General features: G+C 70.7%; 17 protein-coding genes. 9 read left to right on the forward strand and 8 right to left on the reverse strand.

Annotated features, from left to right (window positions below):
• Positions 1–207: 207 nt before the first annotated feature.
• Positions 208–1,305, reverse strand: a complete 1,098-nt coding sequence (locus tag ABD355_RS08560) for a C40 family peptidase (protein ID WP_344399529.1) — start codon at positions 1,303–1,305, stop codon at positions 208–210.
• Between the two features lie 191 nt (positions 1,306–1,496).
• Complete coding sequence (locus tag ABD355_RS08565) at positions 1,497–2,309, reverse strand: class I SAM-dependent methyltransferase (RefSeq protein WP_344399530.1); 813 nt, start codon at positions 2,307–2,309, stop codon at positions 1,497–1,499.
• 186 nt (positions 2,310–2,495) lie between these two features.
• Between ABD355_RS08565 and mshA the strand changes: the two genes are divergently transcribed.
• The 3 genes from mshA to ABD355_RS08580 all read left to right on the forward strand — a co-directional run bounded on the left by mshA (position 2,496) and on the right by ABD355_RS08580 (position 6,100).
• The gene (mshA, locus tag ABD355_RS08570; protein WP_344399531.1) at positions 2,496–3,833 is read left to right on the forward strand and encodes a D-inositol-3-phosphate glycosyltransferase; all 1,338 of its coding nucleotides are present in this window, start codon (positions 2,496–2,498) and stop codon (positions 3,831–3,833) included.
• Entirely contained in the window at positions 3,826–4,326 is a 501-nt protein-coding gene (locus ABD355_RS08575; protein WP_115907362.1) for a YbjN domain-containing protein, read from the forward strand. The genes mshA and ABD355_RS08575 overlap by 8 nt, the downstream gene beginning before the upstream one ends.
• A gap of 109 nt (positions 4,327–4,435) precedes the next feature.
• Positions 4,436–6,100: a glycosyl hydrolase family 28-related protein gene (locus tag ABD355_RS08580; RefSeq protein WP_344399532.1), complete on the forward strand. Its 1,665-nt coding sequence runs from the start codon at positions 4,436–4,438 to the stop codon at positions 6,098–6,100.
• Between the two features lie 18 nt (positions 6,101–6,118).
• Here the strand turns inward: ABD355_RS08580 and ABD355_RS08585 are convergent, their stop codons facing one another.
• Together ABD355_RS08585 and ABD355_RS08590 are read right to left on the reverse strand one after the other, a co-directional pair.
• Positions 6,119–6,766 carry a methyltransferase domain-containing protein gene (locus tag ABD355_RS08585; protein WP_344399533.1) on the reverse strand — a complete coding sequence of 216 codons (648 nt, stop codon included), beginning with the start codon at positions 6,764–6,766 and terminating at the stop codon, positions 6,119–6,121.
• Positions 6,767–6,808: 42 nt separating this feature from the next.
• Positions 6,809–7,612 carry a helix-turn-helix transcriptional regulator gene (locus tag ABD355_RS08590; RefSeq protein ID WP_344399534.1) on the reverse strand — a complete coding sequence of 268 codons (804 nt, stop codon included), beginning with the start codon at positions 7,610–7,612 and terminating at the stop codon, positions 6,809–6,811.
• Positions 7,613–7,661: 49 nt separating this feature from the next.
• Between ABD355_RS08590 and ABD355_RS08595 the strand changes: the two genes are divergently transcribed.
• The 3 genes from ABD355_RS08595 to ABD355_RS08605 all read left to right on the forward strand — a co-directional run bounded on the left by ABD355_RS08595 (position 7,662) and on the right by ABD355_RS08605 (position 9,022).
• Complete coding sequence (locus ABD355_RS08595) at positions 7,662–8,087, forward strand: DUF2000 family protein (protein ID WP_344399535.1); 426 nt, start codon at positions 7,662–7,664, stop codon at positions 8,085–8,087.
• Positions 8,088–8,407: 320 nt separating this feature from the next.
• The gene (locus tag ABD355_RS08600; RefSeq protein WP_344399536.1) at positions 8,408–8,632 is read left to right on the forward strand and encodes a hypothetical protein; all 225 of its coding nucleotides are present in this window, start codon (positions 8,408–8,410) and stop codon (positions 8,630–8,632) included.
• Between the two features lie 225 nt (positions 8,633–8,857).
• Positions 8,858–9,022: a hypothetical protein gene (locus ABD355_RS08605; RefSeq protein ID WP_344399538.1), complete on the forward strand. Its 165-nt coding sequence runs from the start codon at positions 8,858–8,860 to the stop codon at positions 9,020–9,022.
• 113 nt (positions 9,023–9,135) lie between these two features.
• Here ABD355_RS08605 and ABD355_RS08610 read toward each other — a convergent pair whose 3' ends face one another.
• Positions 9,136–10,389: an MDR family MFS transporter gene (locus ABD355_RS08610; RefSeq protein ID WP_344399539.1), complete on the reverse strand. Its 1,254-nt coding sequence runs from the start codon at positions 10,387–10,389 to the stop codon at positions 9,136–9,138.
• A gap of 152 nt (positions 10,390–10,541) precedes the next feature.
• On the opposite strand from ABD355_RS08610, the gene ABD355_RS08615 reads away from it, so the two are divergent.
• Both ABD355_RS08615 and ABD355_RS08620 read left to right on the forward strand, forming a co-directional pair.
• Positions 10,542–11,303 carry a phosphoglyceromutase gene (locus ABD355_RS08615; RefSeq protein ID WP_344399540.1) on the forward strand — a complete coding sequence of 254 codons (762 nt, stop codon included), beginning with the start codon at positions 10,542–10,544 and terminating at the stop codon, positions 11,301–11,303.
• Between the two features lie 214 nt (positions 11,304–11,517).
• Positions 11,518–12,210 (forward strand): DUF4232 domain-containing protein, encoded by a 693-nt coding sequence (locus tag ABD355_RS08620; RefSeq protein ID WP_344399542.1) that lies wholly within the window; start codon positions 11,518–11,520, stop codon positions 12,208–12,210.
• Between the two features lie 282 nt (positions 12,211–12,492).
• Here ABD355_RS08620 and ABD355_RS08625 read toward each other — a convergent pair whose 3' ends face one another.
• A complete protein-coding gene (locus ABD355_RS08625; protein ID WP_344399543.1) occupies positions 12,493–12,711 on the reverse strand; it encodes a hypothetical protein in 219 nt (72 codons plus the stop codon).
• A 44-nt stretch (positions 12,712–12,755) separates the two neighbouring features.
• Entirely contained in the window at positions 12,756–12,989 is a 234-nt protein-coding gene (locus ABD355_RS08630) for a hypothetical protein (protein ID WP_344399544.1), read from the reverse strand.
• 175 nt (positions 12,990–13,164) lie between these two features.
• Between ABD355_RS08630 and ABD355_RS08635 the strand changes: the two genes are divergently transcribed.
• A complete protein-coding gene (locus ABD355_RS08635) occupies positions 13,165–14,295 on the forward strand; it encodes an FAD-dependent oxidoreductase (protein WP_344399545.1) in 1,131 nt (376 codons plus the stop codon).
• A 93-nt stretch (positions 14,296–14,388) separates the two neighbouring features.
• On the opposite strand, the gene ABD355_RS08640 is transcribed toward ABD355_RS08635, so the two are convergent.
• The gene (locus tag ABD355_RS08640; RefSeq protein ID WP_344399546.1) at positions 14,389–14,637 is read right to left on the reverse strand and encodes an SCO4226 family nickel-binding protein; all 249 of its coding nucleotides are present in this window, start codon (positions 14,635–14,637) and stop codon (positions 14,389–14,391) included.
• Positions 14,638–14,805: the final 168 nt, after the last annotated feature.

Genomic DNA, 14,805 nt, shown 5'->3' on the forward strand with positions numbered 1-14,805 from the left:
AGGAATGGCGTGAGACACGCTGCTTGGCCAGGCGCCACTGTCATATGCCGCGATCCGTACCGCAGTTGGACAGGAGGGGCACGGCACAGGAATGACGAACGTCACGTCCAGCATGGGTTTGCGGGGCTGTTCAACGTGCAGTGGGTCACGTGACGGGCTTCACGCGCCCACCCCAACTGCCCCCATATGTCCCTGACCCGCTCGTTCTCACGCGTCCGGCCGTACGACCCCGAGGATCGGCATGGACCCCGCCCCCGTGATCGTCACCGTCCGCCCGGGCCGCGGCGCGTGCACGATCGCACCGTCGCCGATGTACATCCCGACATGGCTGGCGTCGTCGAAGTAGATGATGAGGTCGCCGGGCCGCATGTCCTTGATGTCGACGTGCTGCAGCTGCTTCCACTGCTCCTGCGAGGTGCGCGGAATGGCGTGCCCCGCAGCCGCCCAGGCCTGTGAGGTCAGCCCCGAGCAGTCGTACGTCTCCGGGCCCTCGGCACCCCATTCGTACGGCTTCCCGATCTGCGCCGTGGCGTAGGCGACCGCCTTCTTGCCCAGCTCGGACGCCTTGCCGTTGATCTCGTCGAGGATCCCGGAGTCCAGCCACGCGGTCTGTGCCTGGAGGGCGGCCTCCTGATCCAGCTCGGCGAGGCGCTCCTTCTCCTTCTTCTCCAGCCGGCTCTCGAGCTTCTCGGCGGCCGCGATCTGCTGCTTGATCTTCTTCCGGGCGGCGTCCTTCGCCTTGCGGCCCGCCTCCAGCTTGTTCCACTGGTCGGCGGCGTCCGCGGCGTACTGCTTCAAGTCCTGCTGGGTGCGGGCCATTTCCACGATCAGGCCCTTGGTCGCGCGCTCGCCCTCCAGCACCCGGCCCGCTCCGTCGAGGAACTGCTGCGGGTTGTCGCTGAGCAGCAGCTGGGCCTCGTCGGGCAGTCCGCCGGTGCGGTACTGGGCGGCGGCCGCGGCGCCCGCCCGCCGCTTCAACTCGTCCAGCTTCTGCTGCCCCTTGACGATCTTCTGTGCCAGGTCCACGATCGCGGCGGACTGCTGCTTGGCCTTCTCCTCGGCCGCGTTGTACGCGTCCGTGGCGACGGCGGCGTCGTGGTAGAGCTGGTCGAGCTTCTCGCGGATCGCCTCAAGGTCCTTGCTCGGCGCGGGAGTCGCGGAGCCGGACGGGTCCGGGGAGGGAGAGGAGCTGGGGGAGGGCGTCCGGCCGGCATTCGCGAACGCCGTCCCCGGCGACGCCAGCACGGTGACCGCGCAGACCACGGTCACGGCCATCGCGATGAGGCCGCGCTTGCCCGTACCCATACCGCTACCCCCAAACCTGATTTACCGTCAGTAACTTACGACGCCTGGGGGATCGTGCCACGCCGACGCGCAAAGCGACAGAGCTGCACGCACGTCGGATTTCCCCCTCCCAGGTGCCGTACGCGATCTCCCCGCCTTTGTGACGAACGACTCACGGAGATCGTTCCCCGCAGGTCAGGGGTGAAGAACGGTCAGCTGCGGGGCGCCAACGCCTCCCAGGTCACCGTCACTTCGCCCTGCCGCCACCGCCCGGCCCCGTCCGTCACCGGCCAGTCGGAAGTCAGATCCCGCACCGCACGCATCCAGCGCTGGCGGGCTCCGTAGGAGGCGTAGGGCGCGGCGGCGGACCAGGCGCGGTCGAAGTCGCGCAGGAAGGCGTGCACGGGTTCGCCGGGGACGTTGCGGTGGATGAGCGCCTTGGGGAGGCGCTCGGCGAGGTCCGAGGGCCGGTCCAGGGAGCCGAGCCGGGTCGCGAAGGTGACCGTCCGCGGCCCCTCGGGCCCGAGCGCGACCCACACGTGCCGGCGCCCGATCTCGTCACAGGTCCCCTCGACCAGCAGCCCGCCGCGGGAGTGCGCGGTCGCCGGGGCCAGCCGGGCGCACAGCCGCTGCCACACCGCGGCGACCTCGGCCTCGTCGTACTGCCGCAGCACGTTGGCCGCGCGGACGAGATGCGGCCGCTGGGGGAGGGGGATCTCGAACCCGCCGTGCCGGAAGGCGAGCCCGTCGCGCTCGTACGGCTTGGCCGCCGTCACCCGGGCCGGTTCGATCTCGACGCCGACCACGCGGGTGCGGGGCGCCGCCGTGCGGAGCCGGGTGAGGAGTTCGACGGCCGTCCAGGGGGCGGCGCCGTAACCGAGGTCGACGGCGACGGGATCGGCGGCGCGGCGCAGTTCGGCGCCGTGCGTGGCCGCGATCCAGCGGTCCATGCGGCGCAGCCGGTTGGGGTTGGTCGTCCCGCGCGTCACGGTTCCCACAGGGCGGGGCGTGGCGCGGGAAGTCATGCCTACGAGGGTATGCGGCCGGTACGCGACCCCACGCACCCAAGTGTCGAACGGTTGAGCGATCCCCGGTAATGCCTCGGCAAAATCGCCTCGGCGGGGGATGGGAACACCTCCCCGCGCTGTTGCCTCCCTTGGAGGGCGCCCCACACCCTCCCCCAGGCATGCCCGTACAAGGAGGAACGCCACGTGAGCCAGTACGTCAGCAGGCTCGGGCGACGCTCCCAGGCAACGCCCCCGCGGCTGAGGCTGCACCGCCGCCCGCGCCGCGTGGCCATGCTCTCCGTGCACACCTCACCGCTCCACCAGCCCGGCACGGGCGACGCCGGCGGCATGAACGTCTACATCGTGGAGCTCGCGCAGCGCCTCGCCGCGATCAACATCGAGGTGGAGATCTTCACGCGCGCGACCACGGCCGCCCTCCCTCCGAGCGTCGAGCTGGCTCCCGGCGTCCTCGTCCGGCACGTCGACGCGGGCCCGTACGAGGGCCTGGCCAAGGAGGAACTCCCGGCTCAGCTGTGTGCCTTCACACACGGGGTGATGCAGGCCTGGGCGGGCCACCGTCCCGGCTACTACGACCTCGTGCACTCCCACTACTGGCTCTCCGGCCACGTCGGCTGGCTCGCCGCCCAGCGCTGGGGTGCCCCCCTGGTGCATGCCATGCACACCATGGCCAAGGTCAAGAACGCCAACCTGGCCGACGGCGACACCCCCGAGCCCGCCGCCCGCGTGATCGGCGAGACCCAGATCGTCGAGGCGGCCGACCGGCTCATCGCCAACACCGCCGAGGAGGCCGACGAGCTGGTACGGCACTACTCGGCCGATCCCGGCAAGGTCGCCGTGGTCCACCCTGGCGTCAATCTGGACCGCTTCCGTCCGGCCGACGGCCGCGCCGCCGCCCGCGCCCGCCTCGACCTCCCGCAGGATGCCCTGATCCCCCTCTTCGCGGGCCGCATCCAGCCCCTGAAGGCCCCGGACGTGCTGCTGCGCGCGGTCGCCGTCCTCCTCGACGAGCGCCCCGAACTGCGCTCCCGCATCGTCGTACCGATCGTCGGCGGCCCCAGCGGCAGCGGCCTCGCCAAGCCCGAGGGCCTGCAGAAACTCGCCGCCCGCCTGGGCATCGCGGACGTGGTGCGCTTCCGCCCGCCGGTCGGCCAGGACCAGCTCGCGGACTGGTTCCGGGCCGCGTCCGTCCTGGTCATGCCGTCCTACAGCGAGTCCTTCGGCCTGGTCGCCATCGAGGCGCAGGCGGCCGGCACACCGGTGCTCGCGGCCTCGGTCGGCGGACTGCCGGTGGCCGTGAGCGACAGGAAGACCGGCTTCCTCGTACGCGGTCACCATCCGGCCGACTACGCGCGCGTGCTGTCCGAATTCGCCGACGACCCGACGCTCCCTTCCCGCATGGGTGCGGCCGCCGCCGAGCACGCGCAGTCCTTCGGCTGGGACACCGCGGCCGCCACCACGGCGGACGTCTACACGGCCGCGATGCAGTCGCACCGGCGTCGCGTACGCTCCCACCATGGCTGATGCAGAGAAAGCCGCACAGGTGATCGAGGGCGTCCTGAAGGACGCCGAACTCGAATGGGAGAGCCCCGCCCCCGGCAACTACGTCGTACAGCTCCCCGGCACCAGAAAGCTGAAGACGACCGTCTCCCTCCTCGTCGGCCGCCACTCCCTCTCCCTCAACGCCTTCGTCATCCGCCACCCCGACGAGAACGAGCCCGGCGTCCACCGCTGGCTCCTGGAACGCAACCTCAAGCTGTACGGCGTGAGTTACGCCGTCGACCCGCTCGGCGACATCTACGTCGCGGGCAAGCTCCCCCTCTCCGCCGTCACCCCCGAGGAGATCGACCGCCTGCTCGGCCAGGTCCTGGAGGCGGCGGACGGCAGCTTCAACACCCTCCTGGAACTCGGCTTCGCGTCCGCGATCCGCAAGGAGTACGCATGGCGGGTGGCGCGGGGAGAGCCGACGCGCAACCTGGATGCGTTCACGCACCTGACCCAGCGCTCTGCTGAATAACTTCCGCACGCCCCCTTTCCGGCCACGTTCCCTCATGGCATGCTCACGACCGACGCAGATCTGAACGTCGTTCATATCCATGAAGAGCCGCATGGAAAGGACGTACGGAATGAGCACGGCGCACCAGGGCATGACCAGACGGAGTCTTCTCGCCGGTGCCACCGCTGTCGCAGCCGCCGCGGCGACCGGCACACCCGCCTCCGCCGCCCCGACCGGCGGCCAGGTCCCCGGCATCTGGCGGGAGTTCACCCGCACCCCCTTCACCCACCCGCAGATCCCGTACGTCGGCCGGGCCGGCTGCCTGCGCGGGGCGGCGCGCCTGCCCCGCCGAGCCGCGGTGGCCGACGTACGGGACTACGGCGCCGAGGCGGGCGGTTCGACCGACTGCGCCCCCGCGATCAACCGTGCCCTCGCCGCTGCCGGGAGGGCCGGAGGCGGCACGGTCACCATCCCGCCGGGGACCTTCCGCATCGACGGCCTCATCCGCATCGGGTACGACAACGTCGTGCTGCGCGGCGCCGGAAGCGGCCGTACGACGCTGTACGCGACGAAAAGCCTCACCGAGCTGATCGGTGTCTACGGCTCCCGATACGGCGGCACCAAGTCGGCCTGGTCCTGGGCGGGCGGTCTGATCTGGCTGGCCCCACAGGCCCGCTGGGAATCACTGGTCGCCGCCATCAGGGCCCAGACCTGGCCCTTCGAGGGCTGGACCGGCAACAAGCGGGACGAGTGGGAGCCCTTGACGGCCGTGGAGCCCGCGCGGCAAGGGGACTGGACGGTGACGGTCGCCGACCCGTCACGGCTGTGCCCCGGCCGCCTTGTCCTGCTGCGCATCGCCGACGACGCCGGCCACACCCTCCTCCAGCACATGTCGGGCGGCGGCCCCGGCCCGGCGGCGTACTCCTGGCAGGACAAGACCAAGCTGCTGTCGTACGTCCCCTACGAGTGGCCGGTCCGGGTGGCCCGCGTCCGCGGCCGCAGGGTCACGCTGGAGCGCCCGCTCCCGCTCGACCTGCGCCCCGAATGGAGTCCCCAATTCACCACGCATGCAGGGGAGTTGACGGGAGCGGGCGTCGAAGGGCTCACCCTCGACGTGATGGAGACCTCCCAGTCGCCGCACCTCCTCGACAAGGGCTACAACGGCGTCGCGCTGCAGTGCGCGTACGACTGCTGGGTGGAGGACGTGACCGTACGCAACGTCGACAACGGATTCGGCCTGGTCGCCGCGTCCTCCTGCACCCTGCGCCGCACCAGGGTCGGCGGCCGCGGCGAACACCACCCCTACTTCTGCCGGGAGGGCTCGCACGACAACCTGATCGAGGACTTCACGATCGAACAGCGCACGGTCCCGGCCCCGGAGGGGACGCAGCTGCACGGCATCAACGTCGAGGGCCTGTCCTCCTACAACGTCTGGTCGCGCGGCACCATGCAGATGGGCACCTTCGACTCCCACCGGGGCCTGCCCTTCGCGAACGTCCGCACCGACATCACCGTCGACAACAACGGCCGCCACGGGGGCGACGCGAACGCAGGCCCCCTGTACGGCGCCCGCTTCACCCACTGGAACGTCCGGGTGACGAACGGGAGGGCGGGCCTGGTGAAGATCGACGGACTCGCGCCGTACTCCGCGACCGTCGGCGTCGACGAGGTCACGGAGTTCGACCAGATCGACGTGCCGGACTTCACCGGGGACCTGCATGCGCGGCTGGAGCTGTATCCCACGACGAACGAGGTCCGGCCACGGAACCTGTACGAGGCACAGCGCGAGCTGTAGGCAGGCTCCGGCTGCTGCTCAGCCCCGGCGGAGGGTGTCGTAGCCGATGAAGTCGAACATGCGCTGCCCGGGGTTCAGCGGCCGTGGCTCACCGGCGAACCGGTGGGCTCCGACGCCGTAGCCGAGGGTGGGGTCGGAGACCCACAGCCGCTTGAACTCCCGCTCCTCCAGCCAGGCGCAGATCTGGGGCACCAGGTCGGGCTCGAAGTGCCGGGTGCGGGTCCAGACGACCGTGCCGCCGGGCCGGCAGAGTTGCGTGAGGTGGTCGATCGTCCGCTCGACGTCGGCGTCGACCAGATTGCCGAGCACTCCGCAGACGAGGACCAGGTCGGCGGGCGCGAGAGGGGCGTAGTGGTCGGTCAGCGAGGCGTCCCCGGCGAGGACTTCGACGTCCGGCAGCCCCGCGGCCCGCGCCGCGGCCCGTGCCACCGTGACGTTGCGTTCGTCCAGCTCGACCAGCCGGGCCCGGACGTCGGCCCGTCGGGGGTGGTCGTGGAGCACACCGATCAGATCGCGGCCCTGCCCGGCGCAGAGGCTCACCGCGGTGAGCGGGCCGGGCGGGGCCTCGTCGAGGGCGAGCCGGATGCGTTCCTGAACGAGGGCCAGGCGCCGGCGGAGATAGGAGTCGGGTGAGTCGTACGCATCGTGCCACTCATGCCAGTCCATGAGCCGGAAGATACGGGCGCGAGCCCCGCAAGGGCGGCCTTGTCACACGTTCTTCGCATAACGCCCCGGGGTCACCCCCACCAACTTCCGGAAATGCCGGGTGAGATGGGACTGGTCGAAGAACCCGGTGGCGGTCGCGACCTCCCCCGGCGACCGGCCGTCGAGCAGGAGCCGGCGGGCGCGGTCGACGCGGCGGGAGTTCAGATATTGGTGCGGTGCGATGCCGTAGGCCGTGCTGAACGCCCGTACGAGATGCGCGGGATGGGCGTGCACGAGCCCCGCGGCCTCGTCGAGGGTGAGGCCGTCGACGACGCGCTCGTCCAGGAGTTCGCGCAGGCGGCGGGCGAGGGCGGGATCGGGCCGGGGGGCGTCGGCGCCGGCGCTCGGCCGCAGCTGGGAGCGCAGCCGCTCCCCGATGAACGTCAGCCTGCTCTCGGCCTCCAACTCGTCCCCGGCGTGCGCGAGCGCGGTGTGCAACTGCCCGACGCGCCGCCGCAGCACGGGGTCGCGCAGGTCCGGCTGGTCGACGGCGGCCCCGATGAGGTCGTCGCGCAGATGCGTGCCGTCGAGATAGAGGACGCGCTTGCGGAAGCCGTGCGGGGTCGCGGGGGAGCCGTTGTGCGGGACGTGCGGCGGGAGGAGGGTGACCGTGTCGTGCGGGGTGCCGTGCTCGTGCCGGTCGAGGTCGTACCGTACGGCGCCGTCGTCCACGATGAGCAGCGTCCACGCCTCGTGCACGTGCATCGGATAGGCGTACTCGGTGAAGTGCGCGTGGAAGACCTCCACGACGCCGGGTATCGGGGGGCGCCAGGCGGAGACCTCCTGCCGGGGGCGCTGAGCGGCCATGCAAAGAACGTACAAGACGGGGTCGTACGACGGTCGGCAGTCTCGGTGCATGAGCACTGAACCGATGCGCTTCGACACCAAGATCGCCGTCCTGCTGCGGGCGGACCTGGAGCCCTGGCAGCGGCTGAACGTGACCGCGTTCCTGGTCAGCGGCCTGGGGACGGCGGTTCCCGAGGTGATCGGCGAGCCGTACGAGGACGCGGACGGCGTCCAGTACCTGCCGATGTTCCGCCAGCCGGTACTGGTCTTCGAGGGTACGAAGGAGACGCTGACGGCGGCCCACGGGCGGGCGCTGTCCCGGGCCCTGCCGCGGTCGCTGTTCACGTCCGACCTGTTCGCCACGGGCAACGACCGCGACAACCGGGCGGCGGTACGGGCCGTGGGAACCGGTGATCTGGACCTGGTGGGGATGGCGGTCCACGGTCCGAAGAACGCTGTGGACAAGGTGCTGAAAGGCGCGCGGATGCATCCGTGACCGAATCTGCACAGTGAATGCGCAACCGTGCGCAACTTCGGCGCGAATGAGTTCTGTTGATGTGGAGTTGTCCTGTTCGCGGCAGCCGGGGCAACACCTGTCGGCTTCCTGTGCGGCGCAAGGTGTAGAGAAGCTGCCCCCAATTCGTGTGCATCTCCACACGCTTGGGTGGCCGGCCGTTTCAACTGCCCAGCTCCGGGTGCCTTCGCACTGGATGCCGGGCACGCTCCGTGGTTTGATCCTGCGCACCGAGCCCCGCCTTCTGTCCCCCGCGGGGCCGCTCCCCCCTCTGGCACATCCATGCGAAGGGCAGTTTCAGCATGAACTCCGCTCCCCAGGTTCAGACCGCCGAGATCTCCGACGCCGACCTCGACGCCGTCTCCGGTGGTCTGGCCCCGCAGGTCTCCCTCACCGCCGGCTCCACGACGCTCAGCAGCGCGGACGCCCTGGCCGAGCTCGACTCGCTCAAGGCGACGGCCCTCGGCACCCTCGGCGGCACCCTCGGCGCCCTCCCGCACCAGGTCGGCCTGAACGCCAGCTTCTGACCGACGGCCGGCGACCTGACAGCGCCGGCACCGGTCGACAGCCACGGCGACAAGCCCTTCACCGGCGGACAACCGCAGGTGGGGGGCTTTGTCATGGCTTCTCGTACGCCCATGCGGGTGGCGCCCGGTGCGACGCATTCGGGTGCTTGTGAGCACGTGGCGCTTCCTTGACGGCGGCCGGGCGGCATACCTCCGGCAAGCACACACCTACCGAAGGAGACGCTTATGCGTGCATCCGCCGTGCTGGCCGCCATCGCGCTCGCCGGGGCCATCCTGCTGTCAGGCGCGGCCCAGGTCCTCGCCGACGACCAGGACGACGTGCCGACCAACGACGTGGGCCACGTCAAGGGCGACCCCGACTTCGGCAAGTTCGAGGGGACTTTCAACTAGGCCTTTGCGCGCCGAGTGCCGGGCGTTGCTTGATTCCCCGCCCCGCGCCTTGATGTCCTCGGTGCGCGGCGGGGGCTCTTCCGACGCCCTCCATCCCCCCGGGTGGCAGGCGCCTACCCCGCCGCCACCTCGGCCCCGGCGGCGGCCGGAACCGTGGCCGCCGCCCCCTCCGGCGGAATCCGCCGCATAAGGGCGCCGTACCCGACGGCGGCCGCCGTGCCGACGACCGCGCACAGCCCCCACAGCCATGCGGCCCCGAACCGGTCGATCACCACCCCGGACATCAGCGGAGCGACGAGCGCGGCGAGGGACCAGGACAGGGTGTACACGCCCTGGTAGCGCCCGCGCCCGTGCACGGGCGAGAGCCGGACGACCAACCCCGTCTGCGTGGGGGCATTGATCATCTCGCCCAGAGTCCAGACACACACCGTGAGTGCGAAGACGCCGACCGACCCGGCGAAGGCGGTGAGCCCGAAGCCGTACCCGGCCAGCAGGGACGAGACGACGAGCAGCCGCCGGGGGTCCCGGCGTTCGATGAGCCGTGTGACGGGGATCTGCAGCGCGACGATCAGCACGCCGTTGACGGCGATGGCCATGCCGTAGTCGGCGGGAGTGAACCCGGCCTCTCCCATCGCGACGGGCAGCCCGACGGACCCCTGCTGAAAGACCAGCGCGACCAGGAACGACAGCCCGACGACGCCCATGTACCGCCTGTCGCGGACGACTGCGCCGAGGCCGACATCCTCCTTCGCCCCCTTGGTGACGCCGGCGACCGGCCGTGACTCGGGCAGCTTCAGGAAGACCACGACCGCGCAGACGGCCGTCATCCCGGCCTCGATCAGGAACCCGGCGAGATAGCTGAACTCGGCGATGAAGCCCGCGGCCATGGAGGAGACGGCGAACCCCAGGTTGATGGCCCAGTAGTTGAGGGAGAACGCCCGCACCCGGTCCTCGGGCCGCACGATGTCGGCCATCATCGCCTGGACGGCGGGCCGGGAGGCGTTGGACGCCATGCCGACCAGGAACGCGACGGCGGCGATGGCGACGGGACCGTGCACGAACCCGAGGAGGGCGACGGAGACGGAGGTCGACGACTGGGCGATCAGCAGGGTGGGCCGCCGCCCGAGCCGGTCGGTCATGACTCCGCCCCCGAGCGAGGAGACCACCCCGCCGAGCCCGTGCAGGGACGCGACGAGACCGGCGTAGGAGGCGGAGTACCCGCGGTCGATCGTCAGGTACAGAGCCATGAAGGTGGCGACGAACGCCCCGAGCCGGTTGACGAGGGTGCTGGTCCACAGCCACCAGAACGCTCGGGGCAGCCCTGAGACGGTCTCCCGGGCGGCGCGTCTCAGACCGGCGACTGACATCGAGAATCCCCCATGGACGTAAGTGGCGCAGACAGCAGGCACAACTTACGCATGGGTCGAAGGGTCCGGCCACTCAATTAACAGATGCCGTCAACCGTCCGCCTGCTGGGCGGGTCTCCTGTGGCCCGAATGCGTGGATTACGCTCTGGGACATGGCCGACGCACCGTACAAGCTGATCCTCCTCCGCCACGGCGAGAGCGAGTGGAACGCGAAGAACCTGTTCACCGGCTGGGTGGACGTGAACCTCAACGAGAAGGGCGAGAAGGAGGCAGTCCGCGGTGGCGAGCTCCTGAAGGACGCCGACCTCCTGCCCGACGTGGTCCACACGTCCCTCCAGAAGCGCGCGATCCGCACGGCGCAGCTCGCGCTGGAGTCCGCGGACCGCCACTGGATCCCGGTCCACCGCAGCTGGCGCCTGAACGAGCGCCACTACGGCGCCCTTCAGGGCAAGGACAAGGCGCAGACCCTCGCGGAGTTCGGCGAGGAGCAGTTCATGCTGTGGCGCCGCTCGTACGACACCCCGCCGCCCCCGCTCGAGGACGGCACGGAGTTCTCCCAGTCCTCCGACCCGCGCTACGCGTCGATCCCGCCGGAGCTGCGCCCCCGTACGGAGTGCCTGAAGGACGTCGTCGTCCGCATGCTCCCGTACTGGTACGACGGCATCGTCCCGGACCTCCTGGCCGGCCGCACGGTCCTCGTCGCCGCCCACGGCAACAGCCTCCGCGCCCTGGTCAAGCACCTGGACGGCATCTCGGACGCGGACATCGCGGGCCTGAACATCCCGACCGGCATCCCGCTGTACTACGAGCTCGACACCGACTTCAAGCCGGTCACCCCCGGCGGCAAATACCTCGACCCGGAGGCGGCCGCGGCGGCGATCGAGGCGGTCAAGAACCAGGGCAAGAAGAAGTAAGCCGGAACGATCAAGCCCCCTGCCTGCGGTGGCGTGCCGCGGGCAGGGGGCTTGTTGCTGTGCGGGGCCGCTGGGCCGCCAGTCGGTCCTGAACTCCGGTGTGTCTGGGCCCAGTTGCTGTTACCGAATGCGGACAGAACCGACTGAACGGTGCCTGCCGAGGCGGCATCTCATGGGGTGCAGCGAAACAGCAGACCATGGGGGAGCTTTCATCATGACCACGCACCGTACGCGCCGTATCGCCCGTTCCGCCGCCCTGGCCGCCGTCACCGGCGCGCTGGCGCTGGGCCTGACCGCCTGCGGCGGCTCCGGCGACGGCTCGAAGGCGGCGGGCGGCGACCACGCCGCCGGTGCCGCGCAGATCCGGTCCGCGTCCAACGGGGGCGGCAAGGGCGGCGCGGAGCAGGCCGGCAGCAGCGGTGACACCAAGCAGGGCGCACGCCCCGCGACCGCCTCCGGCGGTACTGGCACGACGGCCGGCGCCCAGCAGTGCCGCGGAGACGAGATGCTGGTCACCGCCGTGCACCGGTTCGCCGGTCAGCAGGGCGACCACCTGCTGATCACCGCCGTGAACGAGGGCACCAAGCCCTGCTGGGTCACCTCGTACCCGGCGGTGGTACTCGACTGGAACGTCCACTACGTCGCCCTGCCGCACTCCAAGAAGGACAACCCGGGCGGCGACAAGCACATCACGCTCCGACCCGGAGGCACGGCCTACAGCGCGGTGAACCTCTTCGACTACGGCTCGAAGCACCGCACGGCGCAGTCGCTCGCCATCGCGCTGCGGGGCGCGAACGGTCACGACGGCCCCTTCTACTCCGTCGTCATGAAGGGCCAGAAGCCGCAGTTCAGCTGGACCGAGGCCGACGTGCTGAACTGGAGCACCAGGAAGCCGTACGACTTCTGACGGCCGGCCCCGTCAGGGGAGCTTCCGCGAGGCTGACGAAAGAAACGGCAGTGTGCGGATAGTCCCGGGTCAGTCGCTGGCCGGGTCCCGGGACGGTTGTATCGGGGACGGGAGGCGGTGCACAAGATCCGCCTTCCGTACGCATCCCGGTCGTCGCGCGGTGACCGGCTACCTTGAGCGGCTTGGGCATCGACGAGTTCGGGAGTTGGCCGGCGTCGGCGAAGGAGGAAGGCGCGCACGTCTTCCGGCTCCGCAGCGATCCGCGAGTGATCGCAGCCTCCCTCACGCCTCCGGGCCCCAGTGTTCCGGCCCCACTCCCCGCCAGTCGATCCACGGTGAGTGGGCCACGTCCGCCGGGTCGATCTCCAAGCCCGCCCGGCGGAGGAACTCCGCGACGTCGGCCACGTTGTACGCCAGCCCGAGGATCTCGCCGTCCACGCGCACGCGGCGGCCACCCGTGGGCGACGGGGGATGCACGATCACGCGAATCGGTCCGGCCATGCCTTCAGGATCATCCGGGATGTCCGGGCCTGCACTCCAGCGTGTCATCGAGGAAGCCGCTCACGGGGGTTTCCGTGTGATCGGCCCAGGTCACGCAGTTCCCACCAGGCTGCGGGGCTCGGACGCCGTTGCTGCCAGTAGGGGTGGAAGTACAGCCGGGCCGAGAGCTGATGGAGGCGCCGGCGCAGCTCGGTGCGGCCGGGGTGCTCGGCGAGCCGGCGGTAGGTGGCGCTCCAGTCCTGCTGCGCCTGGGCGAGGTCGTCGGGGAACGGTCGCATGGCCGAATTCAAGCATGTGTTCGATTTTCTGGGCCAGTCCGACGCTGTCGGTCGGATGTAGGCGAGCCGTCGGTGGCTGTCGGGTCGATGTAGGTGACTCGTCGGCGGAGGCTGACACCTTCCAGGGACAGGCCGCCGGAGCTCGCCGGGCGGCCCGAATCCCTGAGGAGTCACCATGCAGGCACCTGTCACGATCATCGGCGCCGGACTCGGCGGACTCACGCTCGCCCGCGTTCTGCACGTCCACGGCATCCCGGCCACCGTCTACGAGGCGGAGGCCTCCCCGTCGGCACGCGCACAGGGCGGGATGCTCGACATCCACGACTACAACGGGCAGCTCGCCCTCCACGCCGCCGGTCTGATGGACGAGTTCCGCGCCATCGTCCTGGAGGGCCGCGAGGCGATGCGGGTCCTCGACCCGGACGGGACCGTCCTGCTCGACAAGGAGGACGACGGCACCGGCGGACGCCCCGAGGCGATGCGCGGCGAGCTGCGGCAGATGCTGATCGACTCGCTCCCGGCGGGCACCGTCCGGTGGGGCCACAAGGTCAGCAGCACACGTGCCCTCGGCGACGGCCGCCACGAGATCACCTTCGCCGACGGCACCACCCTCGTCACCAGCCTGCTGGTCGGTGCGGACGGCGCATGGTCACGGGTCCGGCCGTTGCTCTCCGACGCCACACCCACGTACACCGGCACGTCGTTCGTCGAGACCTATCTGTACGAGGCCGACACCCGCCACCCCGCCGCCGCGAAGGCGGTCGGCGGCGGGATGATGATCGCGCCCTCGCCGGGCAGGGAGATCTTCGCCCACCGGGAGAGCGGCGACACCCTGCACATGTACGTGGCGCTGGCCAAGCCGCTGGACTGGTTCGCCGCGATCGACTTCACCGATGCCGCCGCGGCGATCGCACGGATCGCGGCGGAGTTCGAGGGCTGGGCGCCGGAACTCACCGGGCTGATCACCGACAGCGACACGGCGCCGGTCCTGCGTTCCGTGCACGCCCTGCCGGCCGGGCACCGCTGGGACCGGGTGCCGGGCGTGACCCTGCTCGGTGACGCCGCCCACCTCGCGGCCCCCAACGGCGAGGGCGCCAACCTCGCCATGCTCGACGGCGCCGAACTCGGCAAGGCCATAGCAGCGCATCCGGACGACACCGAGGCCGCGCTCGCCGAGTACGAGCAGGCCATGTTCTCGCGCAGCGCCGAGGCCGCGGCCTTCGAGGGCGGCGAGATGCCCGGGATCGACTCCGAGGCCAACACCGCCCGCGACCTGATCGCCATGTTCACCCAGAAGGGTGAATGAGCCGCGCCTTCTTCCGGGTGCACCGCCTACGGTCAGGGCCCCCTGCCCGCGTACTCCCGCAGGCAGGGGGCCGACCGCAGACGACATACGGCCTCAGACCGACAGCGGCACCGCATGCACCTCGTCCGCCTTGTGACCCGACCGCTCGTGGATGCGCTGCACCGCCTCCGCCGAGGGAGCCTCCGAGAGGCAGTAGACCGTGCCTGACTCGGGGTCGGCCCAGGCCCTTTGGAAGTGGACGCCCTCGTCCTCCTCGATGGCGAGGTCGGCCTGGTGGGCCTGTTGCAGCTGGTCGGCCGTGATGCCCTTCATCCCGTGGTGTACGTCCATGAACTGCGCCATGGCAGCGCACCTCCTTCCGACCTCTCCATGCTGCGCCCATCCGACGGCGGGGGCGAACGCTGAGAAGGGCCCCGGCACAAGGACCGGGACCCTTCACTGCTGTGACAGAGCGGTGTCCTACGCGATCAACCGCACTGACAGGGATTACCCGACTGGCACCCGCAGCCG

This window comes from Streptomyces longisporus (genome assembly GCF_039532765.1).
Classification (GTDB): Bacteria; Actinomycetota; Actinomycetes; order Streptomycetales; family Streptomycetaceae; genus Streptomyces; species Streptomyces longisporus.

Coding starts and splice junctions, on each gene's coding strand:
- ABD355_RS08560 (WP_344399529.1), bottom strand. CDS start 1,305: ATGGGTACGGGCAAGCGCGGCCTCATCGCGATGGCCGTGACCGTGGTC.
- ABD355_RS08565 (WP_344399530.1), bottom strand. CDS start 2,309: ATGACTTCCCGCGCCACGCCCCGCCCTGTGGGAACCGTGACGCGCGGG.
- ABD355_RS08575 (WP_115907362.1), top strand. CDS start 3,826: ATGGCTGATGCAGAGAAAGCCGCACAGGTGATCGAGGGCGTCCTGAAG.
- ABD355_RS08580 (WP_344399532.1), top strand. CDS start 4,436: ATGAGCACGGCGCACCAGGGCATGACCAGACGGAGTCTTCTCGCCGGT.
- ABD355_RS08585 (WP_344399533.1), bottom strand. CDS start 6,766: ATGGACTGGCATGAGTGGCACGATGCGTACGACTCACCCGACTCCTAT.
- ABD355_RS08590 (WP_344399534.1), bottom strand. CDS start 7,612: ATGGCCGCTCAGCGCCCCCGGCAGGAGGTCTCCGCCTGGCGCCCCCCG.
- ABD355_RS08595 (WP_344399535.1), top strand. CDS start 7,662: ATGAGCACTGAACCGATGCGCTTCGACACCAAGATCGCCGTCCTGCTG.
- ABD355_RS08600 (WP_344399536.1), top strand. CDS start 8,408: ATGAACTCCGCTCCCCAGGTTCAGACCGCCGAGATCTCCGACGCCGAC.
- ABD355_RS08605 (WP_344399538.1), top strand. CDS start 8,858: ATGCGTGCATCCGCCGTGCTGGCCGCCATCGCGCTCGCCGGGGCCATC.
- ABD355_RS08610 (WP_344399539.1), bottom strand. CDS start 10,389: ATGTCAGTCGCCGGTCTGAGACGCGCCGCCCGGGAGACCGTCTCAGGG.
- ABD355_RS08615 (WP_344399540.1), top strand. CDS start 10,542: ATGGCCGACGCACCGTACAAGCTGATCCTCCTCCGCCACGGCGAGAGC.
- ABD355_RS08620 (WP_344399542.1), top strand. CDS start 11,518: ATGACCACGCACCGTACGCGCCGTATCGCCCGTTCCGCCGCCCTGGCC.
- ABD355_RS08625 (WP_344399543.1), bottom strand. CDS start 12,711: ATGGCCGGACCGATTCGCGTGATCGTGCATCCCCCGTCGCCCACGGGT.
- ABD355_RS08630 (WP_344399544.1), bottom strand. CDS start 12,989: ATGCGACCGTTCCCCGACGACCTCGCCCAGGCGCAGCAGGACTGGAGC.
- ABD355_RS08635 (WP_344399545.1), top strand. CDS start 13,165: ATGCAGGCACCTGTCACGATCATCGGCGCCGGACTCGGCGGACTCACG.
- ABD355_RS08640 (WP_344399546.1), bottom strand. CDS start 14,637: ATGGCGCAGTTCATGGACGTACACCACGGGATGAAGGGCATCACGGCC.